Source organism: Isoptericola jiangsuensis (genome assembly GCF_048320105.1).
Classification (GTDB): domain Bacteria; phylum Actinomycetota; class Actinomycetes; order Actinomycetales; family Cellulomonadaceae; genus Isoptericola; species Isoptericola jiangsuensis_A.
The window spans coordinates 2,740,144-2,762,983 of sequence record NZ_CP182942.1 but is presented as its reverse complement, the minus strand read 5'-3'; the positions used below and the strand labels follow the sequence as shown (position 1 = coordinate 2,762,983).

19 protein-coding genes and 1 riboswitch are annotated in these 22,840 nt (G+C 73.6%); of the genes, 9 read left to right on the top strand and 10 right to left on the bottom strand.

Translation table 11 applies throughout. The features are described 5' to 3' along the window. Window positions 1-73: 73 nt before the first annotated feature. From ACNHYB_RS12655 to ACNHYB_RS12640, 4 genes are read right to left on the bottom strand one after another with little or no spacing between them, the layout of a single operon-like run. Window positions 74-2,500 carry a beta-glucosidase family protein gene (locus tag ACNHYB_RS12655; RefSeq protein ID WP_418275692.1) on the bottom strand — a complete coding sequence of 809 codons (2,427 nt, stop codon included), beginning with the start codon at window positions 2,498-2,500 and terminating at the stop codon, window positions 74-76. 20 nt (window positions 2,501-2,520) lie between these two features. Then, on the bottom strand, window positions 2,521-3,432 hold the full coding sequence (locus tag ACNHYB_RS12650) for a carbohydrate ABC transporter permease (protein WP_418275691.1): 912 nt from the start codon (window positions 3,430-3,432) through the stop codon (window positions 2,521-2,523). Continuing rightward, entirely contained in the window at window positions 3,432-4,454 is a 1,023-nt protein-coding gene (locus tag ACNHYB_RS12645; protein WP_418275690.1) for a carbohydrate ABC transporter permease, read from the bottom strand. The genes ACNHYB_RS12650 and ACNHYB_RS12645 overlap by 1 nt, the downstream gene beginning before the upstream one ends. Then, window positions 4,451-5,773 (bottom strand): extracellular solute-binding protein, encoded by a 1,323-nt coding sequence (locus ACNHYB_RS12640; RefSeq protein ID WP_418275689.1) that lies wholly within the window; start codon window positions 5,771-5,773, stop codon window positions 4,451-4,453. Before ACNHYB_RS12640 ends, ACNHYB_RS12645 begins: the two co-directional genes overlap by 4 nt. 238 nt (window positions 5,774-6,011) lie before the next feature. On the opposite strand from ACNHYB_RS12640, the gene ACNHYB_RS12635 reads away from it, so the two are divergent. Beyond that, window positions 6,012-7,013: a LacI family DNA-binding transcriptional regulator gene (locus ACNHYB_RS12635; protein WP_418278047.1), complete on the top strand. Its 1,002-nt coding sequence runs from the start codon at window positions 6,012-6,014 to the stop codon at window positions 7,011-7,013. 47 nt (window positions 7,014-7,060) lie between these two features. Here ACNHYB_RS12635 and ACNHYB_RS12630 read toward each other — a convergent pair whose 3' ends face one another. Continuing rightward, window positions 7,061-8,272, bottom strand: coding sequence for a phosphotransferase (locus ACNHYB_RS12630; RefSeq protein WP_418275688.1), 1,212 nt, complete (start codon window positions 8,270-8,272; stop codon window positions 7,061-7,063). A gap of 184 nt (window positions 8,273-8,456) precedes the next feature. Beyond that, window positions 8,457-8,942, bottom strand: a complete 486-nt coding sequence (locus ACNHYB_RS12625; protein WP_418275687.1) for a DUF1269 domain-containing protein — start codon at window positions 8,940-8,942, stop codon at window positions 8,457-8,459. A 160-nt stretch (window positions 8,943-9,102) separates the two neighbouring features. Between ACNHYB_RS12625 and pgi the strand changes: the two genes are divergently transcribed. From pgi to ACNHYB_RS12590, 7 genes are all read left to right on the top strand, one after another. After that, a complete protein-coding gene (gene pgi / locus ACNHYB_RS12620; protein ID WP_418275686.1) occupies window positions 9,103-10,812 on the top strand; it encodes a glucose-6-phosphate isomerase in 1,710 nt (569 codons plus the stop codon). A 175-nt stretch (window positions 10,813-10,987) separates the two neighbouring features. Then, window positions 10,988-11,818 carry an STAS domain-containing protein gene (locus ACNHYB_RS12615; RefSeq protein WP_418275685.1) on the top strand — a complete coding sequence of 277 codons (831 nt, stop codon included), beginning with the start codon at window positions 10,988-10,990 and terminating at the stop codon, window positions 11,816-11,818. Next, window positions 11,815-12,219 (top strand): STAS domain-containing protein, encoded by a 405-nt coding sequence (locus tag ACNHYB_RS12610; protein ID WP_418275684.1) that lies wholly within the window; start codon window positions 11,815-11,817, stop codon window positions 12,217-12,219. The genes ACNHYB_RS12615 and ACNHYB_RS12610 overlap by 4 nt, the downstream gene beginning before the upstream one ends. Further along, window positions 12,216-12,632 carry an ATP-binding protein gene (locus ACNHYB_RS12605; RefSeq protein ID WP_418275683.1) on the top strand — a complete coding sequence of 139 codons (417 nt, stop codon included), beginning with the start codon at window positions 12,216-12,218 and terminating at the stop codon, window positions 12,630-12,632. Before ACNHYB_RS12610 ends, ACNHYB_RS12605 begins: the two co-directional genes overlap by 4 nt. Beyond that, window positions 12,629-13,660: an ATP-binding SpoIIE family protein phosphatase gene (locus ACNHYB_RS12600; protein WP_418275682.1), complete on the top strand. Its 1,032-nt coding sequence runs from the start codon at window positions 12,629-12,631 to the stop codon at window positions 13,658-13,660. The genes ACNHYB_RS12605 and ACNHYB_RS12600 overlap by 4 nt, the downstream gene beginning before the upstream one ends. Further along, window positions 13,657-15,447: an ATP-binding protein gene (locus tag ACNHYB_RS12595; RefSeq protein WP_418275681.1), complete on the top strand. Its 1,791-nt coding sequence runs from the start codon at window positions 13,657-13,659 to the stop codon at window positions 15,445-15,447. Before ACNHYB_RS12600 ends, ACNHYB_RS12595 begins: the two co-directional genes overlap by 4 nt. Further along, complete coding sequence (locus ACNHYB_RS12590; protein ID WP_418275680.1) at window positions 15,444-17,045, top strand: SpoIIE family protein phosphatase; 1,602 nt, start codon at window positions 15,444-15,446, stop codon at window positions 17,043-17,045. The genes ACNHYB_RS12595 and ACNHYB_RS12590 overlap by 4 nt, the downstream gene beginning before the upstream one ends. A gap of 35 nt (window positions 17,046-17,080) precedes the next feature. Here ACNHYB_RS12590 and ACNHYB_RS12585 read toward each other — a convergent pair whose 3' ends face one another. Continuing rightward, window positions 17,081-17,812, bottom strand: coding sequence for a dihydrofolate reductase family protein (locus ACNHYB_RS12585; RefSeq protein ID WP_418275679.1), 732 nt, complete (start codon window positions 17,810-17,812; stop codon window positions 17,081-17,083). A gap of 70 nt (window positions 17,813-17,882) precedes the next feature. Between ACNHYB_RS12585 and ACNHYB_RS12580 the strand changes: the two genes are divergently transcribed. Next, window positions 17,883-18,995: a PrsW family intramembrane metalloprotease gene (locus ACNHYB_RS12580; RefSeq protein WP_418275678.1), complete on the top strand. Its 1,113-nt coding sequence runs from the start codon at window positions 17,883-17,885 to the stop codon at window positions 18,993-18,995. A gap of 63 nt (window positions 18,996-19,058) precedes the next feature. Here the strand turns inward: ACNHYB_RS12580 and ACNHYB_RS12575 are convergent, their stop codons facing one another. From ACNHYB_RS12575 to ACNHYB_RS12565, 3 genes are read right to left on the bottom strand one after another with little or no spacing between them, the layout of a single operon-like run. Then, a complete protein-coding gene (locus ACNHYB_RS12575; RefSeq protein ID WP_418275677.1) occupies window positions 19,059-19,796 on the bottom strand; it encodes an ABC transporter ATP-binding protein in 738 nt (245 codons plus the stop codon). Beyond that, a complete protein-coding gene (locus ACNHYB_RS12570) occupies window positions 19,796-21,505 on the bottom strand; it encodes an ABC transporter permease (protein WP_418275676.1) in 1,710 nt (569 codons plus the stop codon). The genes ACNHYB_RS12575 and ACNHYB_RS12570 overlap by 1 nt, the downstream gene beginning before the upstream one ends. Continuing rightward, entirely contained in the window at window positions 21,502-22,599 is a 1,098-nt protein-coding gene (locus ACNHYB_RS12565) for a thiamine ABC transporter substrate-binding protein (protein ID WP_418275675.1), read from the bottom strand. Before ACNHYB_RS12565 ends, ACNHYB_RS12570 begins: the two co-directional genes overlap by 4 nt. A 53-nt stretch (window positions 22,600-22,652) precedes the next feature. Then, a riboswitch (TPP riboswitch) is annotated at window positions 22,653-22,757 on the bottom strand. Between the last annotated feature and the right edge of the window lie 83 nt (window positions 22,758-22,840).

Genomic DNA, 22,840 nt, shown 5'->3' with positions numbered 1-22,840 from the left:
GCACTTCGCGCTTCGTTCGGCAGTTCGTACTGCCGAACGAAGCGCGAAGTGCCGAACGAACCCCAGCGCCGCGCTACCTCGCGACCGTCGCGGTGGCGACGCGCGGATCGCTGACGGTCACCTCGTGGACGCCGCCGGTGAGCCGGGCCACCGCGCGCGGCGTCGCCGACCCGGGCAGCTCCTGCTTGCGGGCCGACTTCTCGTTGCTGATCGCCCCGCCCGTGGTGTCGCGCAGGTCGGTCGGCGGCTCCGCCACGGCCGCCACGTGGGAGCCGACCCACACCTCCACGTCGCCCGGCTCGACGACGCGCACGCCCCGGCGGTCGCTGAACGCGAACCGTGAGGTCGGCACCTCGAAGGTGACGGTGGCCGACTCCCCCGGCGCCAGGTCGACGCGCTCGTAGGCGAGCAGCTGCGCCACGGGTCGCGCGAGGGAGGCGACGACGTCGTGCCCGTAGAGCTGCACGACGTCGGTCCCGGTGCGGTCGCCGGTGTTGGTCACCCGCACCGCGACGGTGAGCGAGCCGTCCGTGGCGGCCTCGGACGGCACCCGGAGGTCGGCGTAGGCGAACGACGTGTAGGACAGCCCGAACCCGAACGGGCGCAGCGGCGTCGGGTCGGTCGAGGTGACGTCGCTCGCGCCGCCCAGCACGGGGTGCAGGTAGGAGTACGGCTGGGCACCCGCGGAGCGCGGCAGGGAGACGGGCAGCCGGCCGGACGGGTTGACGGCACCGGTGAGGATCGCGGCGATCGCGGTGCCGCCCTCCTCGCCCGGGAAGAACGCCTGCAGCACGGCCGCGGGACGGCGGTCGCCGTCGAGCGCCCAGTCGACGGCGTACGGCCGGCCGGACAGCACCACCATCACCACGGGCGTCCCGGTCGCCACGACGGCCTCCACGAGGCCGCGCTGCACGCCCGGCAGGTCGAGCGACTCGGTGTCGTTGCCCTCCCCCACGGTGCCCCGGCCGAACAGCCCGGCCTGGTCCCCGACGACGACGACGGCGACGTCCGCGGAGGACGCGGCGGCGGCCGCCTCGGCGAACCCGGAGGTGTCCGCCCCTTCGACGTCGCAGCCCCGGGCGTGCACGAGCGCCGGAGCGGGCGCGCCCGCGGCGGCGAACGCGCCGCCGAGGGCGTCGAACACGGTGGGCACCTCGAAGCCCAGCTCCCGCTCCGGGTGGTGCGCGAGCACGTGGTTGGCGAACGAGTAGCACCCCATGAGCGCCTCGGCCCGGTGCGCGTTGGGTCCGACGACGGCGACCCGCTGCGGCGACGTGGTCCACGCCGACAGCGGCAGCAGCCCGTCGTTGGTCAGCAGCACGACGGACTCGGCGGCCAGGCGGCGCGCCACGGCCCGGTGCCGGGTGGAGTCGAGGTCGACGACGTCGGGCGGGTCGTCGGCGAACGCGTCGTCCTCCAGCAGCCCGAGCTCCTCCTTCTGGGCCAGCGCCCGCAGTGTGGCCCGGTCCACCAGGGCCTCGTCGACGCGGCCCGCGCGCACCGCCTCGGCGAGCGGGTCGAGGTAGGCGTCCCCCGACGGCAGCTCGACGTCGAGCCCGGCCGCGAGCGCCTGGGCGGCGGCGGCGGCACGGTCGGCGGCCACGCGGTGCATGACCTCGAGGAACGCGACGCCGAAGTAGTCGGCGACCACCACGCCGTCGAACCCCCAGCGTTCCCGCAGGATCCCGGTGAGGTACTCGGCGGAGGCGTGCTGGGGCACGCCGTCGATGTCGTTGTAGGAGGCCATGACGGACCGCACGCCGCCGTCGACGACGGCCATCTCGAAGGGCGGCAGGAACACGTCCGCGATCTCGCGCGGGCCGGCGGAGACCGGCGCGTGGTTGCGGCCCCCGCGGGAGGCGGAGTAGCCGACGAAGTGCTTGAGGGTGGCGTGCACGCCCTGGGACTGCAGGCCGCGCACGTAGGCGGTGCCGAGGGTGCCGACGACGTACGGGTCCTCGGCGATGCACTCGTCGACGCGTCCCCACCGGGGGTCGCGCACGACGTCGAGCACGGGCGCGAGGGCCTGGTGGATGCCGAGGGTGCGCATGGACTCCCCGATGAGCGCTCCCATCTCGGCGACGAGACCGGGGTCGAACGAGGCGCCCCAGGCGAGCGGCGTGGGGAACGTCGCGGCCTTCCAGGCGGCGAGGCCCGTGAGGGTCTCCTCGTGCACGAGCGCGGGGATGCCGAGCCGGGTCTCGGTCCGCAGGCGGCGCTGCTCGGTCCACAGCCAGTCGGCGCGCTCCACGGGGTCGACGGGCCGGGTGCCGTACACGCGCGTGTAGTGGCCGATGCCGTGGCGGGTGATCTCCCCGAGCCGGTCGGTGCCCTGCTGCCCCGCGGTCATCTCGCCCTGCAGGGGCGCGACGACGTCGCCGCCCTTGTCGAGCCAGTACCCGACGATCTGGGCGAGCTTCTCCTCGAGGGTCATGCGGGCGTGCAGCGCGGCGACCCGGTCGGAGACGTGCGGCATCGCCGCGACGGTGGTGTCGGACATCGGTACCTCTTTCTGCACGGTCATCCCTTCACCGCGCCCTGCAGTCCGTTGACGATGCGCTTCTGCATCGCCAGGAAGAAGACGAGGGCCGGGATCATGGCCAGCGTGGTGAAGGCGAAGACGCCGGCGGTGTCGGAGGAGTGCTCTGACGAGAAGTCGGCCACGCCGAGCGGGAGGGTCTTCTTGTCGCCCTGCAGGAGCAGCAGGGGCAGCAGGTAGGCGTTCCAGGACCCGACGAATGCGAGCACGCCGACGGTGACCATGCCGGGCCCGGAGAGCGGCAGGAGGATCCGCCAGAAGAACCCGATGCGGCTGGTGCCGTCGAGCTGGGCGGCCTCGTCGAGCTCCCGGGGAAGCGCCGCCAGGAACGGGCGCAGGATGACCACGGTCATGGGGAGCGCGAACGCGGCCTGAGGCAGGGCGACGCCCCACCAGGTGTTCCCGAGCCCGAAGTTCTGGGTGAGCAGGATGAACAGCGGGATGACGGCGACCGTGGCGGGGAAGAGCAGCCCGGCGACGAACACCATGAACAGCGCCTCGCGCCCCTTGAACCGGTAGCGGGCCAGCGGGTAGGCGGCCATCACCCCGAACACCACGACGATGGCGGTGGTGATGACGGCGACGATCACCGAGTTGGCCGTGTACTGCCAGAACGACGGGTTGGTGACCACGCCCGTGTAGTTGGTGAAGATCCACGGGTCCGGCAGGGAGGCGGGCGCCTCGGTGAGCTGGGCGTTGCTGCGGAACCCGCCGAGCACGCCGTAGACGACGGGACCGAGGGTGGCGCAGACGACGACGAACGCCACCGCGTAGACCACCGGGTTGCCGCCCTGGAACCTGCCGGCCGCGCCTCGGCGCCGGCGTCCGGTCGGTGGTGCCGCCGGTGGTGAGGTGGGTGGCGGTGTGGTCGGTGCTTGAGTCGACGTGGTCATCACGCCACCCCCTTGGCGTCTCGGCGCAGGATGAGTCGCTGGTAGAGCACCGCCATGACGAGCGCGATCATGAAGAGGATCACGGAGGCGGCGCCGGCGATCCCGAAGTTGTTGCTCCGGGTGCCCTCGTTGACGAGGAAGATCGCCATCGTGCTGGTGGAGTTGGCGGGGCCGCCCTTGGTGAGGATCCAGACCATGTCGAACAGCTGCAGCGAGCCGATCATGGACAGGAACCCCCAGGTGCGGATGGTGGGGCCGAGCAGGGGGATGGTGATCCGCCGCTGCACCTGCCACCAGGAGGCGCCGTCGAGCTGGGCGGCCTCGTAGAGCTCGTCGGGCACGCCCTGCAGCCCGGCGAGGAAGAGGATCACGGCCAGGCCGAGGTACTTCCACGTGAGGATCGCCAGGACGGTCCACAGGGCGAGGTCGGGGTCGCCGAGCCAGCCCTGGGCGGGCGGTTCCAGGCCGATGCCCTGCAGGATCGTGTCGAGCACGCCGTAGTAGGGCTGCAGCAGCTGGAACCACACGACGCCGGCCACGACCTCCGCCAGGACGTACGGCACGAAGATGATGGTCCGCAGCAGGCCCTGGCCCCACATCTTGCGGTTGAGCAGCAGGGCGATCGCGAGTCCCAGCGGGAGCTGGACGGCGATCGAGGCCACGACGATGACCAGGTTGTTGACGAGCGAGCCGACGAACACGTCGTCGGTGAGCACCGAGACGTAGTTCGCGAGCCCGACGAAGTCGACCAGCGGCCCGCGTCCGTTCCACCGGTAGCCCGACATCTGGACGGCCGTGATGACCGGCCACGCGACGAAGAGGACGAGCATCGCGAGCGCCGGTGTGACGAAGAACGCGATCTCGAGGCGCTTGCGCAGCTCGGAGCGGTCCGCCCGCCGACCTCCTGCCGGACGCCGGTCCGCCGGGCCGCCCGGCTGGGCGGCTCCGGCAGGCCGGCGCGGGGAGGTGGCAGGCGACGCCGTGCCCGTCGTGGTGACGGCGTCGTCTGCCCTGCCGGTCACTGCTGTGCTGCCGCGGCGTCTTCGATGGCGTCCACGACGTCCTGCGGGCCGGCCTCGCCGGCGAACATCAGGGCGATCGCGTCGTTCATCGCGTTGCCGACGCTCTGGCCGAGACGGGTGTCCAGGTAGAGCTGGGTCTGGCCGCCGCCGTCACGCACCGGGACGAGCTGCGCGAGGGTCTGGTTGGAGATCGAGCCGGTCGCGGCCGGGTTGGTCGGCAGGCCCATGTCGAGCTCGGCGAATCCGGTCTGCACCTCGTCGGACAGCAGGTAGGCGGCGAAGTCGACCGCGGCGTCGGGGGCGTCCTGGGACACGGCCCAGGCGTCACCGCCGCCCATCTGGTCGGTCGGCGCGCCGGCCTGGCCGGTGAAGGTCGGGAAGGCGAACCAGCCCATCCAGTCGGGGACCTCGCCGTCCTCGCGCAGCCCACCGACGACACCGGGCTCCCAGTGGCCGGCGAGCTCCATGCCGACGCGCTCGCTGGCGAGCAGGCCGGAGGCCGACGTCGGGCCCTCCTGCGCCCCGGTCGCCAGGAAGCCGGGGTTGAACGGCTCCTTCGCGAGGATCTCCTGGACGTCCTCGCCGGCCCGGAGGAAGCACTCGTCGGAGTAGTCCCCGGACTCGATCGCCGCCTCGACGGTGTCGAAGGCGCACTCGCGGACGACGCCGTAGTACCAGTAGTGCGCGGCGGGCCACTTGTCGCCCGCGCCGACGGAGATCGGGTCGATGCCGGCCGCCTCGAGCTGGTCGACGTAGCCGGCGAACTCCTCGATGGTGGGGCTCGGGGAGACGTCGGTGATCCCGGCCTCCTCGAACAGGTTCTGGTTGTACCAGAACCCGACGATGCCCATGGAGAAGGGCAGCGCGTAGACGCGGTCGTCGATCGAGTACTGCCCGGCGAACGCGGAGACCGTCTCGACGGTGTCGGCGGCGTCGTCGGTGAGGTCGCGCAGGAGGCCCGCGTCGACGTCGTTCGCCAGCTCGCCTCCGCCACGGCTCATGAAGACGTCCGGGACGTCGGACCCGGCCTGCATGGCGGCCTGCAGCTTGGTGACCATGTCCTCGTGCTGCATGGCCTCGACCTGCACCGTGACGCCCGGGTTCGCCTCCTCGAAGTCGGCGGCGACCTGGTCGTAGTACTCCTTGCCCTCGCCGGTGTTGGAGTTGTGCCACCACTCGACGGTGGTGTCCCCGCCGGCAGAGGCGGTGGTCTCGTCGTCGTCCTGGTCCGCCGTGCCCTGTCCTGCGCAGGCGGTGGCCAGCAGGGCGATGCTCGCCCCCAGCGCGAGGGCGCTCGCGCCCCGCATCTTCCTCGTCATCGTGGAACCCCTCGGTCGTCGTCGACTCCTGTGGTGGACGGGCCGTCAAGACGCCGGCCTGCCGTGCAGATCTCAGACTGGCAGGTGCGTCCATCGTTCGTCAATCGTTTTCGATAACGGTTTCGCCACGAGCGGTCCCGTCCGTCGCCCCGCGCGACGGACCGCTACGCTCCTGTGTGTGAGCACCGCTGCCGACCCGCCCCTCGCGGGCACAGACCCGCGCCAGTACACCGGTCGCGTGACGATCTCCGACGTCGCCCGGGTCGCGGGGGTCTCCGTCGCCACGGTCTCCAAGGTCGTCAACAACCGGTACGGCGTCGCGCCCTCCACCGCGGAGCGGGTCCTCGGCGTCGTCGCCGACCTCGGCTACGAGTCCTCCCTCGTGGCCCGCAGCCTGCGCCGGCAGTCCACCAACGTCATCGGCGTGCTCGTCGCCGAGTTCGAGCCGTACTCCACCGAGCTCCTCAAGGGCATCTCGTCCGCCGTCGACGGCACCGGCTACGAGCTGCTCGCCTACTCCGGAGGGTCCGACGGCGGCGCGCTGGGCGGCTGGGAACGACGCTCCCTGTCCCGGCTCGCCGGCACCCTCATCGACGCCGCCATCGTCGTGACCCCCACGATGGTGCTCTCCGAGGCCAACGGGATCCCCGTGGTCGCCATCGACCCGCACACCGGCCCCGAGGGCACCCACACCGTCGACTCCGACAACACCACCGGCGCCCGCGAGGCCGTCGAGCACCTCATCGCGCTCGGCCACCGACGCATCGCGCACCTCGGCGGACGCACCGACCTGGAGTCCGCTCGCCTGCGCGAGCTCGGCTACCGCCAGGCCCTCGACGCCGCCGGCATCACCGTCGACCCCACGCTCGTGCGCGTCGGCGGCTACCGCTCCGACACCGCCGACACCCCCGCCCGCGAGCTGCTGTCAGCACCCCGCGGCGAACGCCCCACCGCCGTCTTCGCCGCCAACGACCTGTCCGCGATGCACGTCGTGGAGGTCGCCGCCGAGCTCGGGCTGCACATCCCCGAGGACCTCTCCGTCGTCGGCTTCGACAACGTCCCCGAGACGGCGATGGTCGAACCGCCGCTCACCACCGTCGCCCAGCCCCTGCACCGCATGGGCGCCGAGGCCCTGCGCATGCTGCTCGACATCCTGCACGACACCCCCCGCGAGCAGCACCTGCGCCTGCCGACCTCGCTCGTGGTGCGCTCCAGCACCGGCCCCGCGCCTACCGAGTGAGGACCGCAGGGCTCACCCGCTGACGCGGGGTTCCACCGGCCCAGGGCTCAGCCGGGGATCCCGGCGAACCAGCGCTCGACGGCGTCGAGCCGGTTCGAGGTCTGGGCCGGCCAGTCCGCCTCCTGGACCCGGTGCGGACCCGTGGCCAGGGACAGCAGCACCCCCGCGATGCGCGCCGACAGCTCGGCCGGGTCGACGACGTCCTGGAAACCCCGGGCGTACCGGACGGCCAGGGCGTGCAGGCGCGGCTCGTCCCAGCCCCGCAGCAGCGAGAGCGTCTCGATGTGCGCGACGAGGCAGGCGAGGTCGTCCGCGCGGCGACCGGGACCGGCGGAGTCGACGTCGAGCAGGCCGGTGATGTGCCCGGCGTCGAGCATCACCTGCGCCTCGTAGAGGTCCCCGTGGGTGGGCTGGTCCGCCGGCTGGCCGGCGATGCGGGCGGCGATCGCCTCGGCGAGATGGGCGGCCCGGTCCGCCTCGGCGGGCAGCGCCGCCCCGATGACGGAGGCGTAGTGGGCCGCGTTCTCGCTCCACGAGGTCCGCAGCGGGAGGTCCGCGACGGCGTCGGGCAGGCGGCCCAGCAGCGTGACGACCTCCTCGGCGCTCGGGACCGGGCCGCCGTCGCGCACCGCGTGACGCATCGACTCCCCCGCCAGCGGCGCGATGACGAGCAGTCCGTCCGCGTTGCGGCCCAGCGGCTTGGGCACGGGCAGCCCCGCGTTCGCCAGCAGGGCGTGCCGCGCGTGGAGGTCGTCGACCTTGTCCGGGCGGACCACCTTGAGGAACACCCGGGCACCCGGGGTGCTGGCCTCGATGACGGCGCGCCGGGTCGGGCGGTAGGCGCGCACCTTGAGCGTGACGGGACCGCGCGCGACCTCGGGGACGCCCAGGTCGCCGAGCAGGGCGGCGACGGCCGACGCGTCGTAGGCCGTGGCCAGCGCGGGCAGCGCGGGATCGCCGGGGAACCTCCACACGGCGACCGCGTGCTCGCCGTCGTCCAGGGTGAGCACGCCGGGCACCTTCTGGTCGCCCGGTCGTCCGAGGGACGCGCCCAGCGTCTCCGTGCGGACCTTGGCGCCGTCCCCGGTGCTCGCCCAGCGGACGCGGGCCCGGTAGGCCACGGTGGTCGAACGACCCGGGCGGTGGTCCACCTGCCGGACCGACCAGTCGACGAGCTCCCCGCCCGCCGTCGACACGGCGGTGGCGAGCAGCTCGGTGGCGTCCTCGCCGGTCAGGAGATCCAGATCGTTCTGTGCCATCGCACCATCCTCGCCAGAACCGGCCCGCGGCGCCCGTTCACCACGCCGGACGACGACGGCACCTTCGTCCTCGACGGTACGCAGCAGGTACGCAGCAGGTGCACCGGACGCCCACGACGACGCACCCCCCGGGTCCGTGCGGACCGGGGGGTGCGGGGACGTGCGGGACGTGCGGGGACGGCGCTCAGGCGCCGAACATCTCCCGGAGCTCACGGCTCTCGACGTCGGAGACGTTGGTGCTGACCAGGGTCGCCTTGATGCCGTGCAGACGCTCCCGGAACCGGTCGACGTCACCCTGCTCGGACGCCAGGAAGAGGGCGGAGGTGCCGGGGACGATCTCGGACTTGATCGCCTCGAGGTCCTCCTTGCGGATGCCGACGTCGGACAGCGCGCGGCTCAGCCCGCCGATCGCCGCACCCGCCACGGCCCCGACGACCGGGATGAAGAACAGGGCGCCGATGAGCAGGCCCCACAGCGCACCCCATCCCCCGGCCTTGGCGGCGTCGTCGTTGATGCCGTGGGTCTTGGGCTGCTTCTCGCCCTCGGGCCACTCGACGACCGCGTGGTCGATGATCGTGACCAGGTTGTCGGCGGCGGCGTCCTTGACGATCTGGGCGGCACGGGCCGCACCTTCCGTGTCCTCGAACTTCCACACCGTGAAAATTGCCATCTGCGCAGTCCTCCTCGTGCCGCGTGCTGTCGCGTCCCGTCGCGGGCCGACCGCCTCGATCCTGACACCGGGGGACGAATGCCGCCACAGCAGGAGAAAACACGTGACCGACCGCCGGACGGCCACGCACGCGCGGGCGCGGGTCATTACCGTAGGGACCATGACGACCACCCCTGTCGACGCCACCGCCACGTCCTCCTGGGCCGAGCTCGAACGCCACCACCGCGAGTTCCGCGGCGACCTGCGCGGCTGGTTCGCCGCCGACGCGGGCCGCGCCGAGCGCCTCAGCCGCACCGCGGGCGACCTCCTGGTCGACCTGTCCAAGAACCTCGCCACCGACGAGACCCTCGACCTGCTGGTCCGCCTCGCCGAGGAGGTCGACCTGCCGGGTCGTACCGAGGCGATGTTCACCGGTGAGCACATCAACGTCACCGAGGACCGCGCCGTCCTGCACACGGCGCTGCGTCGCGCCCCGGGCACGGAGCCTCGGCTCGTCGTCGACGGCCAGGACGTGGACGCCGACGTCGCCGCAGAGCTCGACAAGGTCGCCGCGTTCGCCGAGAAGGTCCGCTCCGGCCAGTGGACGGGCGTGACCGGCAAGCCGGTGCGCACCGTGGTCAACATCGGCATCGGCGGGTCCGACCTGGGGCCGGTCATGGTCTACGAGGCGCTCAAGCCGTACGGTCGCGACGACCTCGAGGCGCGCTTCGTGTCGAACATCGACCCCACCGACGTCGCGCAGAAGACGGCGGACCTCGACCCGGAGACGACGCTGTTCATCGTCGCCTCGAAGACCTTCGGCACGCTGGAGACCCTGACGAACGCGCGTCTCGCCCGTGCGTGGCTCTGGGAGACGCTGACCGCCGCCGGTGCGATCGAGAACTCCGACGCCGCCCGCGAGTCCGCCGTCGGGCAGCACTTCGTCGCGGTCTCGACCGCCCTGGACAAGGTCGAGGCGTTCGGCATCGACCCCGCCAACGCCTTCGGCTTCTGGGACTGGGTGGGCGGTCGCTACTCGGTGGACTCGGCGATCGGCACGTCACTGGCGATCGCGTTCGGCCCGGACGTCTTCCGGGAGCTGCTGGCCGGTTTCCGCACGATGGACGAGCACTTCCGCACCGCCCCCCTGCACCAGAACGTGCCCGCCCTCATGGGCCTCCTCAACGTCTGGTACGTCAACTTCCTCGGCGCGCACACCCACGCCGTCCTGCCCTACGCCCAGCAGCTCCACCGGTTCCCCGCGTACCTGCAGCAGCTGACCATGGAGTCGAACGGCAAGTCGGTGCGCGCCGACGGCTCGCCCGTCACGTCCCAGACGGGCGAGGTCTTCTGGGGCGAGCCCGGCACCAACGGCCAGCACGCCTTCTACCAGCTCATCCACCAGGGCACCCGCACGATCCCGGCGGACTTCATCGCCTTCGCGACGCCCGCCTACCCCCTGGTCGACGCCGCCGGGGACGGCAAGGACGTCCGTCCGGGCGCCGACGTGCACGAGCTGTTCCTGGCGAACTTCTTCGCCCAGACGAAGGCCCTGGCCTTCGGCAAGACGGCGGACGAGGTGCGCGCCGAGGGCACGGCGGAGGAGCTCGTGAGCGCGCGGACCTTCTCGGGCAACCGCCCGACGACGTCGATCATGGCGCCTGCCCTCACGCCGTCGGTCCTGGGTCAGCTCGTGGCGCTCTACGAGCACATCACGTTCGTGCAGGGCGTGGTGTGGGGCATCGACTCCTTCGACCAGTGGGGCGTGGAGCTCGGCAAGAAGCTCGCGCTGGAGATCGCGCCCGCCGTGTCCGGCGACGGCGACGTCCTCGCCTCCCAGGACTCCTCCACCCGCCGGCTCGTGGAGTACTACCGCGCGCACCGCGCCTGACCAGCACCGTCGTCGAGAGGCCTCCTGCCGCACGGCAGGAGGCCTCTCACGCTCGCCGGCCGGCCACGGAGAGAATTCACAGAGCGGACATTCGGAGGTCGCCCGCGTCAGTACACTGGGGCCGCGGTCGAGCAGACGGCCGCCGCAACCCCCCGCTCCAGCAAGGAGTCCCGCGATGACGACCGTCGCCCCTGATGCCCTCGCCTCGACCCTCCGCGACAACGCCGAGGCCGTGCGCGCCGTCTGGCTGGACACCGCCGCGGCGGAGCTGCGGGGACGCACCTCCCGCGGGGAGCTGGAGCGTGAGCAGTCCGACATCTACGAAGCGCTGGTCGACGGGCTGGACGCCGGGAGCGTCGCCCTCGACACCCCGGCCTTCGACCAGCTCCGCGGCATCCTCGCGGACGTCTCCTCCGCGCGGGCCCGGCTGGGCTTCACGCCGCGGGAGACGGCCGTGGCCGTCTTCGCCCTCAAGGAGGGCCTGTACTCCCTGGGGGCGGTCCGGGGCGACGGCATCAGCGCCCTGCTGCGCCTGGTCGACGACCTCGGCCTGTTCACCTTCGAGTCCTTCGCCGCCGCGCGCGAGGCGATCATCAGCGAGCAGGCGGAACAGCTCCTCGAGCTGTCCACGCCGGTGGTGAAGATCTGGGACGGCATCGTCGCGGTGCCGCTCGTCGGCACGCTGGACTCGGCCCGCACCCAGGTCGTCATGGAGAAGCTGCTGAACACCCTGGTGGAGACCGGCAGCGAGCACGCCATCATCGACATCACCGGCGTCCCCGCGGTCGACACCCAGGTCGCCCAGCACCTCCTCAAGACGGTCGTCGCGGCCCGCCTCATGGGCGCGGAGTGCACGATCAGCGGCATCCGCCCCCAGATCGCGCAGACCATCGTGGCTCTCGGCATCGAGTTCGGCGACATCACCACCCGCGCCTCGCTGGCCGACGCCCTGGTGGACGCGCTGCGCTCCGGGAACCGCACCGCCGCGCTCGGGACGTCAGCGTGACCGACGCCGTCCCCATCCTCAAGATCGGGTCCACCCTGCTCGTGTCGATCCAGGTCGACCTGCAGGACGACACCGCGCTGCAGCTGCAGGAAGACCTCGCCGACCGCATCACGCAGACCGGTGCGCGCGGCGTGATCATCGACATCTCCGGCCTGGAGATCGTCGACAGCTTCATCGGCCGGATGCTCGCGTCCGTGGCCGCCATCTCCCGGGTGCTCGACGCGCGGACCGTCGTCGTCGGCATGCGCCCGGCCGTGGCCATCACGATGGTCGAGCTCGGACTGTCCCTCGGCGGCGTGAGCACCGCGCTCGACGTCGACCGTGGGCTGGCCCTGGTCGCCCCCTCCGAAGAGTCCGCGGAACAGGTGTTGCTCCGCGCCGTCGAACGTGAGGAAGGATGACGACCGTCCTGCCGGCGACCGCTCAGCGGCTGCCGATCGCCACGGACTCGGACATCGTCCACGTCCGTCAGCTCGTCCGCACGGTGGCCCAGCAGGCCCGGCTCACCCTCGTCGACCAGACCAAGCTCGTCACGGCCGCCAGCGAGCTGGCGCGCAACACCCTCGTCTACGGCGGGGGCGGTGACGTCATCGTCACCCTGGTGAGCGACGCCCGTCGCACGGGTGTGCGCTGCGTCTTCTCCGACTCCGGTCCGGGGATCGCGGACCTCGACCTCGCCCTCACCGACGGCTGGACGAGCGGCAGCGGCCTCGGCCTCGGCCTGTCGGGCTCGCGACGCCTCGTCGAGCACTTCTCCATCGACACCACTCCCGGGCTGGGCACGCGCGTCGAGATCGCGACCTGGTCCAGATGACGGGCGTCGTCGACCCCGAGGAACCCGGCCGGGTGCTGGAGAACGGTGCCTGGTACACCCTCGACCACCCGTCGGCCGTGGGCGGGGTGCGTCGTGCTGCCGCCGTGTCGGCGCTGCACCTCGGGTTCGGCGAGTCCCGTGCCGCGGAGATCGGCCTGGTCGTGTCGGAGCTCGCCACCAACCAGACGCGTCACGCCGGCGGCGGGTCGGTGCTGATCCGGGTGCAGCGGTCCGCGTCGGCGGCCGCCCTGGAGGTGCTCGCCGTCGACGGCGGCCCCGGGATGCGGGACGTCACGGCGGCGATGCGCGACGGCGTGTCCTCACGGGGCACGCTCGGCATCGGCCTCGGCACCCTGCCCCGGCTCACCACGGCGTGGGACGCCTGGTCCTCGCCCGGCCTCGGGACCGTCGTGGCCGCGTCGTTCTCGTCCCCGGGCGGAGCTCCCGGGCTGGACCGGACCACGGGCATCACCCGGGCGATGACCGGGCAGCAGGTGTGCGGCGACGCCCACGCAGAGCGCGACGACGACGGCGTGCGGACCCTCATGGTGGCGGACGGGCTGGGTCACGGGCCGTTGGCGGCGGCGGCCTCCCAGGCCGCGGTCCGCACGTTCCTCGACGCGCCTCTCGACACGCCGGCCACGATCCTGCGTCACGTCCACCGCGCGCTCGGCGGCACGCGGGGCGCCGCCGTCGCCATCGCCCAGCTGCGCGGGTCGACCCTGCACCACGCCGGGCTCGGGAACATCGCCGGTACCCTGCACGGCGCGCGGTCGCGCAGCCTGCTCAGCCAGCCGGGCATCGCCGGGTCGCACGCCCCCTCCCTGCAGGAGACGGCCCTGCCGGTGTCCCCGGGCGACGTCGTCACCCTGTTCAGCGACGGGCTCACCAACCGGGTCGACCTCGGCGCCTACCCGGGACTGGCCACCCACGTCCCCCTGGTGGTGGCGGGCGTGCTCATGCGCGACCTCGCCGTCCGACCCGACGACGCCTGCGTGGCAGTCCTGCCGGTCTGGGAGGCCGCATGACGACCCTGCTCTCCACGGTGCTCACGGACGACGCCGCCCTCTTCGCCCTGCGCCGGGCGGGCCGCGAGATCTGCAGCATGCTGGGCCTGGACGCCCACGCCCAGGTTCGGCTGGCCACCGCGCTCTCGGAGCTCGGGCGGGCCGCGCTCGACGTCGGGCCGGTCGAGGTCGAGCTGCGGACCGCGCGGCGGCACGGCACGGTCCGCCTGCAGGCCGAGCTGCGTCCGGCCGCCGCGCTCCAGACGTCGGGCGACCCCGCCGACGGCGGCCTCCCCGCCGCCCGCCGCCTCGTGGACTCCGTCGAGGTCTCCGCGGACGGCCGCCGCGTCGTGCTGACCGTCGAGCTCGGCGCGTCCGTGCGCCTCGACGACGCGGCCGTGGAGCTGCTCGCCCGGTCCGTCTCGGCAGGGCCTGCCACCGACGCGCTCGACGAGCTGCGCCTGCAGAACGCCGACCTCCTGCGCGCCCACGACGAGCTGCGCGTCCAGCAGGAGGAGCTGCGGCGCCTGAACGCCGAGCTGCAGGAGACGAACCGGCACGCCCGGGCGATGTACGACCAGCTCTCCGCGGAGCTCGAGGAGACGAACAGCGGAGTCGTCGCGCTCTACGCCGAGCTCGACGAACGCAGCCAGGAGCTGCAGGCCACGAACGAGGCCAAGTCCCGGTTCCTGCGCAACGTCAGCCACGAGCTGCGCAGCCCCGTGAACTCGATCATCGGGCTCGCCTCCCTCCTGGCGGAGTCACCGCTCGACGGCGACCAGACCCAGCAGGTCGCCTACGTCCGCGACAGTGCGGGAACGCTCCTGACGCTCGTCGACGAGCTGCTGGACCTCGCCCGCGCGGAGGCCGGGCACCAGGACGTCACCCCCGAGCCGATCGACCTGACCGCCCTGTTCGACGAGCTGCGCGGCACCATCGCACCCCTGACGCGCCCCGGGGTGGAGCTGGTCGTGGCCGCCGCGCACGGGGTGTCGCTGGTCAGCGACCGCGACCTGCTGGCCCGCGTGCTGCGCAACCTGCTGACGAACGCCGTGAAGTTCACCGAGGCGGGGTCGGTGCGCCTCGACGCGACGACGGACGACGTCGGGCGGGCCGTGCTCACCGTCCGCGACACCGGCGTGGGGATCCCCGCCGACCAGGTGGCGACCATCTTCGAGGAGTTCGTCCAGGTGCCCAACCACCTGCAGCCGAGCGTGCGGGGCACCGGCCTGGGCCTGCCGTACGCGCGGCGCACGGCCGAGGCGCTCGGCGGGTCGCTGGTCGCCCGGTCCGAGGCGGGCGAGGGCAGCACGTTCACCGTGACGCTGCCCTCCCTCGAGGCCTCTCCCGACGTCGTCGCCCCGGCGGTCTCGGGTGCCGGCACGGACGGCACGGCTCCCGACGGCGCCGCCCCGACCCCCGTGCCCGTCGCGGCACCCGCGCCCTCGCTCGGGCACGTCCTGGTCGTCGACGACGACCGGGCGTTCGGCGCCGTCGTCGCCGGATTCCTGAGGGACGAGGCGTCTCAGGTCAGCGTCGCCCACGACCCTCGCCACGCGCTCGCGCTGCTGCGCGACGGCCCGGCCGACGCCGTCGTCCTCGACGTGTGCATGCCCGGGATCGACGGGGCGACCCTGCTCTCCCGGGTGCGCGCCACCCAGCCGGCGATCCCCGCCGTGCTCATGTCGAGCGGGCCGCCGCCCGAGGTCCCGGACCAGGCCGGGCCCTTCGCGTTCCTGCCCAAGTCGGGGATGGACCGCCCCTCGCTGGTGGCAGCCCTGCAGGACCAGGAGCGGCCGGACCGGTGACGAACCTGACGACACCCCGCACGGTGCTCGTCGTCGACGACACCGATGCGCACCGCTACGTCATGGCGACCTGGTTGCGGAACGCCGGGTACGACGTCGTCGAGGCGTCGACGGGCGGCGCCGCCCTGACCCTGGCGACCGCCGCGACGGACGCCGTCGTGCTCGACGTGAACCTGCCGGACGTCCCGGGCCGGGAGGTGTGCCGACGCCTCAAGGAGGCCGCCACCACGTCCCAGGTCCCGGTGCTGCACGTGTCGGCCACGTCGATCGACGCGGCCTCGCGCACCGCCGGCCTGCAGGGCGGGGCCGACGCCTACCTGCCCGAGCCCCTCGACCGGGCCGAGTTCCTCGCCACCATCGACTCGTTGTGCCGCAACCACGCCGAGAAGCGGGGCATGGGTCGCGCGGCTCGCCGGCTGGAGGCGCTGGGCGAGGCCCTGGTCCCGCTGCACGAGGCCCGCTCGCCGGAGCGCGCCGCCGACCTGGTCGCGCGCGGCGCCGCGGCCGTGCTCGGGCGTCCCGTCATCGCGATGGTCGTCGCGGAGCCGCAGACCGTGCTGCGGTCGCTCTGCGTCGCGCCGGACGCCCCGCTCGTGCGCGGGCGGGGCACCGCGCCGGTGCTGCCTCCCGGCCCGCTGTCCGAGACGGTCTTCCGGGCGGACGAGGTGCCGCCGGCGTGGCGCCCGCTGATCGACCGCGCCGCCCTCCCTCCCGCCGCGTGGTGGACGGTCTGGCTGCGCGACAGCGCCGGGGACCTCGTCGGCGGGCTCGCCGTGCAGGTCGCCCCCGGCCAGGAGACGCCGGCCGCCGAGGACCAGCGGGTGGTCCGGCGCTTCGTCGAGGCGACGTCGGTCGCCCTGGCGAACCTGCGCTCGTTCGCCGAGGAGCACCGCATCATCACGGCCCTGCAGCACGCGATGCTGCCCGCACAGCTGCCGGACCTGCCCGGGCTGGACGTCGCGGCCTGCTACGAGGCGTCCGACGACCGCCTCGACGTCGGCGGCGACTTCTACGACGCGTTCGGCCTGCCGGACGGCCGCATGGCCGTCGTGATCGGCGACGTCCAGGGCCACTCCCTGCGGGCGGCGACCGTGATGGCGCAGGTGCGTCTGACGCTGCGGGCGTACCTGCGCGAGGGCCACGACGCGGGCCGCGCGCTCAACCTCCTGAGCGATTCGCTGCGCCAGGACCACGCCGAGCTCGTCACCGTGTGCGTGTGCGTCGTCGACCCGGCCACGGGCGCGCTCGAGGCGACGGACGCGGGGCACCTCCCGGCGGTCGTGGTGCGCCAGGACGGGACGACGACGTCGCTCAAGGCGCCGTCGCGGCTCCTGGGCCTGCCGGCCCCGGACGTCCGCCCGGTGGACCGCACGGTGCTCGCACCGGGAGACCTGCTCGTGCTGGTCACCGACGGTCTCGTCGAGCGTCGCGGCTCCACCCTCCGTGCGGGCATCGAGCGTCTCCTGGAGGCGGCGGCCGGGCTCGCCGGGCTCGCCGCGGACGAGACGTGCCGGAACCTCCTGGACCGGTTCGACGACGGCGAGCGGGAGGACGACGTCGCCATCGTCGCCGTGCGGCGCACCGACCCGGGGGCCTGAGGGCCGCCGCCCGGTCGTCCCTGCGGGCCGGGTCCCTACCCGTCGGATCCCTGCCCGTCGGATCCCTGCGTGCGGGGTCCTCGGGCGTCGGGAACCTGCGCGTCGGGAACCTGCGCGTCGGATCCCTGCGTGCGGGGTCCTCGGGCGTCGGGAACCTGCGCGTCGGGAACCTGCGCGACGACGTCCTCGGACGTCTTCGTCGGGGGTGCCGCGACCGGCCGGTAGACGAGCCGCACGACGCCGGTGGGGAGCGCCTCGCTCGCCACGAGGGCGAACGCCCGCGACGCGGCGTCGTCGCCGAACAGACGCAGCCTCCCGCCACCGGCGGTGGCGGGGTGCAGCAGCAGGCGCAGCTCGTCGAGCTGGTCGGCGGCCAGGAGCTGACGCACGACGCTCACCGACCCGGCGACGAGGATCTTGTCGATCCCGTCGGCCTGCCGGAGCTCGCGGACCGTGGCCACGACGTCCGACGACGCGGCGACGTTGCGCCAGCCGAGGTCCTGGGAGCCGCGCGTCGCGACGATCTTGCGCAGGTCCCCGAGCTCGGCGGCGAAGGCGGCGTCCTGCTCGCCGGCTGTCTCCCGCTCGGGCCACGCCCCGGCGAAGCTGTCGTAGGTGACACGGCCGAGCACCAGCACGTCGGTCCCGGCGTAGTCCTCGGCCACGGCGGCCCCCACGCGGTCGTCGAAGTAGGGGAAGTGCCAGGTCTCGTCCGGCTCGACGACGCCGTCCAGGGCGATGAACAGGGTGGAGATCACGAGGGTCATGCGGGGGTCGACCCTTCCGACGGGCGGAACTCATCGCCCGGCGGGGCGCCGGATCGCTAGGGTCCTGCTCGTGGCCACCTTCGACCCGCGGGCGATCCTCGCCGGACGCCCCACGGCACGCCCGTCCGTCGGTACGGTCGTGACGATCGCCGTGTCGTCGGTGTGCCTGGTGGTCGCGCTCGTCGTCATGCTGGCCGGCGGCGCCTCCGGCATCGGGACGTCCGTCGTGCTGGCGCTCGTCCCGCTCCCGGCGCTGCTCGCCGGCATCCTCGCCCTGGACCGTCTCGAGCCCGAGCCGCCGGACGCCCTCGTCACCGCCTTCGGGTGGGGTGCCGGGGTGTCGGTGCTGGTGGCGCTCCTGGTGAACACCGCGGGCACCGAGCTGCTCTGGACGCCGCTGCTCGGTGCCGAGGCGGGGATGCTGGCGACGGTCACGGTGGGCGCCCCCGTCGTCGAGGAGCTGGCCAAGGGTGCGGTGCTGGTGGGACTGCTGTGGTTCCGGCGCCAGGAGCTCAACGGGCCCACGGACGGGATCATCTACGGATCCATGGTCGCCCTCGGGTTCGCGACGGTGGAGAACATCAGCTACTACGCGTTCGCGCCGCCCGGGGCGCTGGCCGCCACGTTCGTGCTGCGCGGCGTCGTCTCCCCGCTGCTGCACCCGCTGTGCACGTCGCTGATCGGCATCGGCGTGGCGACCGCGGCGCTGCGACCTCGGGGTCGCCGGGTCGCTCCGGTGGTCGCGGGCTTCGCCGGCGCCGTCGGCCTGCACGCCGTGTGGAACGCTGCGGCGTCGTTCGGGCTCGGCGGCCTCGCCTGGGGGTACGTCGTCGGCCTGGCGGTGCTGGTCGGCCTGGCCGTGGTGCTCCACCGTGACCGACGCCGGATCGTGGGGCTCGTGCGGACGTACCTGCCGCCGTACGCGGCCGTGGGCGTGGTCACCGACCGCGACGTCGTCATGCTGAGCACCCTCGGCGGGCGGCGCCGTGCCCGCGAGCAGGTGCGTGCCCGGCGGGGCCGGGGCGCGGCCCGGGCGATGGCGGACTTCCAGCAGGCCGCCACCGAGCTCGCGATGCTGCACCGGCGTCACGCGCTGGGACTGGTGGAGGGTCCGGAGTTCGAGGCGCGCCGCGAACCCCTGGTGATCCTCATGGCCCACGCGCGGGTCGCGTTCGGCGGCTGAGCCCGGCTGCACCGTACCCGCCTGCCTGCGCTGAGCCGTGCCCGACCCGCGGGCCGGTGGGCCTCAGATCCCCAGGAACTCCGCGACCCGGTCGGACGCCGGCGCGGTCCGCAGCGCGTCGGGGGTGTCGACCTGGAGCAGCCGACCGGCGTCCATGACGGCGACCCGGTCGGCGACGGTGAACGCCTCGGCGTGGTCGTGCGTGACGAACACCGACGTCGTGCCGGTGTCCTTCAGGGTGCGGCGCACGTCGTGGGCGAGGCGTTCGCGCAGCTGGCGGTCGAGCGCGGAGAGCGGTTCGTCGAGCAGCAGCAGCCGGGGCTGGGGCGCGAGCGAGCGCGCCAGGGCGACCCGCTGCTGCTGCCCTCCGGACAGGGTCGCCACGGCGCGCCGGGCGTACCCGGTCAGCCCGACCGCCTCGAGGAGCTCCTCGACCCGCGCGTCGCGGTCCGCCCGCGACATCTTCTGGATCTCCAGCCCGTAGGCGACGTTGCGTCCGACGTCGCGGTGCGGGAAGAGCTGCCCCTCCTGGAACAGCAGCCCGAACCCGCGTCGGTGCACGGGCACGTCGGCGAGGTCCTCGCCGTCGAACTCGATGGTGCCGGCGGCGACGGGTTCGAGCCCCGCGACGGCCCGCAGCAGCGACGACTTGCCGCAGCCGCTCGGTCCGAGCAGGGCGAGCACCTCGCCGCCCGCGACGTCGAGCGTGACGCCGTCCACCGCCGTCGTCGTCGTGTCGCGCCGTGACCGGCCGTAGCGCACGACGACGTCGCGGATCGCGAGCCCACCGGGCTCGATCATCAGAACTCCCCTCCGCCGGCGTCGCCGCGCAGTCGTTCGGCCACCATCATGACGCTCGCGGTGAGCACGGCCAGCACCACGGACGCCGCGAGCGCCATCCCGTAGTTCTCGGCCCCGGGCAGGCCGATGAGCCGGTAGATGACCACGGGCAGGGTGGCGGCGTCGGGTCGCGCGAGGAACGACGTCGCGCCGAACTCGCCGAGCGAGACCGCGAACGCGAACCCGACGGCGAGGCCCAGGGACCGTGCCGCGAGGGGGAGGTCGACGGTGCGCAGCACCCGTCCCGGAGGCGCGCCGAGCGTCGTGGCGGCCTCGCGGAGCCGGGGGTCGATGGCGCGCAGCACGGGCAGCACGGTGCGCACGACCAGCGGGATCGCCACGACGGCCTGCGCGACGGGGACCAGCAGGCCGGAGGTGCGCAGGTCGACGTCGAGCCCGAGCGGGCGGTCGAGAGTGATGAGGAACCCGAACCCGACGGTCACGGCGGAGACCCCGAGGGGCAGCATGAACACGGTGTCGAGGGTGCCGACGGCGCGGCGCAGGCCGCGCGAGCGGGGGCGGCGGGACACCACGAGGGCGACCAGCCCTCCGACGACGACGGCGATGAGCGCGGCGAGCGCGGCGGTGCGCAGGGAGGTGGCGAGAGCCTCCCAGACCGTGACGGTGAGCGCGTTGCGTCCGCCGGTGGTGCCGAGGGCCACGTAGTTGTGCAGCCCCCAGGACCCGTCGGGCGCCCGGAAGGACCGGGCGACGAGCCCGGCCATGGGGAGCACGAGCAGGCCGCCGACGACGACGGCGGTGACGGCTGCGGGGACGACGTCGGACGGCGTCCAGCGCCACCGGTGGGCGCCGGACCTGTCGCTGGTGAGGTGCAGCGCGCGCTCGCGACCACGGCGCAGGCGGGCGCTGACGAGGAGTGCCGCGGTGACGACCACGAGCTGCAGCACGCTGAGGACGGCGGCCGACCGCAGGTCGAGGAACTGGGTGGTCCGGACCCAGATCTCGGTCTCGATGGTGCCGTAGCGGAGGCCGCCGAGCACGAGCACGACCCCGAAGGCGGTGGAGCAGAACAGGAACACGACGGAGGCCGCCGATGCGACGGCGGGCCCGAGCGCGGGGAGCGTCACGGTCCGGAAGGCGCGCCAGGGTGTGGCGCCGAGCGCGCGGGCGGCCTGCTCGGCGCGCGGGTCGAGGCGTTCCCACAGCCCGCCGACGGTGCGCACCACCACCGAGTAGTTGAAGAACACGAGGGCGGCGACGACGGCGGCGAAGCTCTCCTCCCACCCGAGCCACCCGAGCGGTCCCGACGGCGACAGCACGGCACGGAAGGCGACGCCCACGACGACGGTCGGCAGCACGAACGGCAAGGTCACCAGGCCGCGCAGGAGCGTACGTCCCGGGAACCGGCACCTGTACAGCAGGTACGCACCGGGGAGGCCCAGCAGCACGCTGAGCACCGTCCCGGCCGTGGCCTGCGCGAGAGTCTGGCCGACCACCCGCCAGGTCCGGGGCTCGGACAGGACCTCCGCGAACCCGCTGAGGTCGAGCGCACGTCCGCCGGCGCCGTCGTCGGAGAAGAAGCCCTGGACGACCAGGGCGACCACGGGCCAGACGAAGAACACGCCCAGGAACAGCAGCGGCAGACCCGCCGCCAGCCCCCAGGCGATCCGGGCGCCCGGCCCCGGCCGGGGTCCGGACCTCTCGCTCACCCGATGACCGTGGCCGTCCACCGCTGGATCCACTCGTCGCGGTGGGCGTCGATCTCGGCCGGCGCGACGTCGAACGGCTCGGCGGCGAGGGGGGCGAACTGCTCCCACTCGGCGGGCAGCGCCGTCTGCGGGTCCGCCGGGTACATGTACATGCTCCCCGGGACGTCGGCCTGCACGTCCGCCGAGGCGAGGAAGTCCACGAGGGCGCGCGCGCCGTCCGGGTTGTCGGTGCCGGCCAGCACGCCCGCGTACTCCACCTGCCGGAAGCAGGTGTCGAGCAGCGCCGCCGTCGTCGACTCGCTGCCGTCCTCGGTCACGGTGAAGGCGGGCGACGTCGCGTACGACAGCACGATCGGTCGCTCACCGCCCTCGCCCGCGCCGGAGAAGTCGGCGTAGTAGGCGTCCGACCAGCCCTCGGTCACCTTCAGGCCGTTGTCCGCCAGGGCGGACCAGTACTGCTCCCAGCCGTCCTCGCCGAGCGCGTCGATCGTGGCCAGGAGCATCGCGAAGCCCGGGGACGACGTCGCGGGGTTCGGCACGACGGTCAGGTCCTGGTAGGCGGGGTCGAGCAGGTCCTCGAAGGTGGTCGGCGCCTCGACGTCCTGCTGCTCGAACCATGCCGTGTCGACGTTGACGCAGACGTCGCCCTGGTCGATCGGCGTGAGCGCCTCGAGGCCGTCGCCGGCGAGCGCGCCCGCCGCGGGGTCGAGGTCCTCGGGCTGGTACGCCTCGAAGACCCCGGCCCCCACCGCGCGCGACGCGAAGGTGTTGTCGATGCCGAACACGACGTCGCCGAGCGGCGAGTCCGCCGTCAGGACGAGCTGGTTCACCAGGGTGCCCGCGTCGCCGACCGCGACGTGCTCGACGGTCAGCCCGCTGGACTCCTCGAACGAGGCGAGCAGCCCGTCGCTCAGGGCGAACGAGTCGTGGGTGACGAGCGTGACCGTCCCGGAGAGCTCCCCCGCGGCGCCGTCCGACGAGGGCGACCCGCCGGGCTGCTCGCCGGCGTCGTCCCCGCCGCAGGCGGCGAGCAGCGGGAGCAGCGCGACGACGCCGAGGGCGGCCGCTGTCGTCCGAGGGGTCCTGATGGTCATGCGTCCTCCTGAAGGTGCTGGAGGGGATGCCGTCGGCCGGGCACGCGCCGACGGGTTCGAGAAGCCCGACTTCCTCCACCGGTGCTAACCGGATCAGGTTCGAGGGTCTGCGGTGGCCCGCACTCTCAGCGCCCGCGGGCGCTCCCCTGTCGTTCACCCCGAGCCTACTACCGGCGCGCACGCTACGGTGGAGCCCGTCCGTCGTGCGGACGCCTCCGGGCACGTGCGACGCCATCGACCC

What these genes read in the sequence shown, in the direction of transcription:
- ACNHYB_RS12655 (WP_418275692.1), bottom strand. Translation starts at nt 2,500, where the DNA reads ATGTCCGACACCACCGTCGCGGCGATGCCGCACGTCTCCGACCGGGTC.
- ACNHYB_RS12625 (WP_418275687.1), bottom strand. Translation starts at nt 8,942, where the DNA reads ATGGCAATTTTCACGGTGTGGAAGTTCGAGGACACGGAAGGTGCGGCC.
- ACNHYB_RS12585 (WP_418275679.1), bottom strand. Translation starts at nt 17,812, where the DNA reads ATGACCCTCGTGATCTCCACCCTGTTCATCGCCCTGGACGGCGTCGTC.
- ACNHYB_RS12615 (WP_418275685.1), top strand. Translation starts at nt 10,988, where the DNA reads ATGACGACCGTCGCCCCTGATGCCCTCGCCTCGACCCTCCGCGACAAC.
- ACNHYB_RS12565 (WP_418275675.1), bottom strand. Translation starts at nt 22,599, where the DNA reads ATGACCATCAGGACCCCTCGGACGACAGCGGCCGCCCTCGGCGTCGTC.
- ACNHYB_RS12595 (WP_418275681.1), top strand. Translation starts at nt 13,657, where the DNA reads ATGACGACCCTGCTCTCCACGGTGCTCACGGACGACGCCGCCCTCTTC.
- ACNHYB_RS12600 (WP_418275682.1), top strand. Translation starts at nt 12,629, where the DNA reads ATGACGGGCGTCGTCGACCCCGAGGAACCCGGCCGGGTGCTGGAGAAC.
- ACNHYB_RS12640 (WP_418275689.1), bottom strand. Translation starts at nt 5,773, where the DNA reads ATGACGAGGAAGATGCGGGGCGCGAGCGCCCTCGCGCTGGGGGCGAGC.
- ACNHYB_RS12650 (WP_418275691.1), bottom strand. Translation starts at nt 3,432, where the DNA reads ATGACCACGTCGACTCAAGCACCGACCACACCGCCACCCACCTCACCA.
- pgi (WP_418275686.1), top strand. Translation starts at nt 9,103, where the DNA reads ATGACGACCACCCCTGTCGACGCCACCGCCACGTCCTCCTGGGCCGAG.
- ACNHYB_RS12605 (WP_418275683.1), top strand. Translation starts at nt 12,216, where the DNA reads ATGACGACCGTCCTGCCGGCGACCGCTCAGCGGCTGCCGATCGCCACG.
- ACNHYB_RS12575 (WP_418275677.1), bottom strand. Translation starts at nt 19,796, where the DNA reads ATGATCGAGCCCGGTGGGCTCGCGATCCGCGACGTCGTCGTGCGCTAC.
- ACNHYB_RS12630 (WP_418275688.1), bottom strand. Translation starts at nt 8,272, where the DNA reads ATGGCACAGAACGATCTGGATCTCCTGACCGGCGAGGACGCCACCGAG.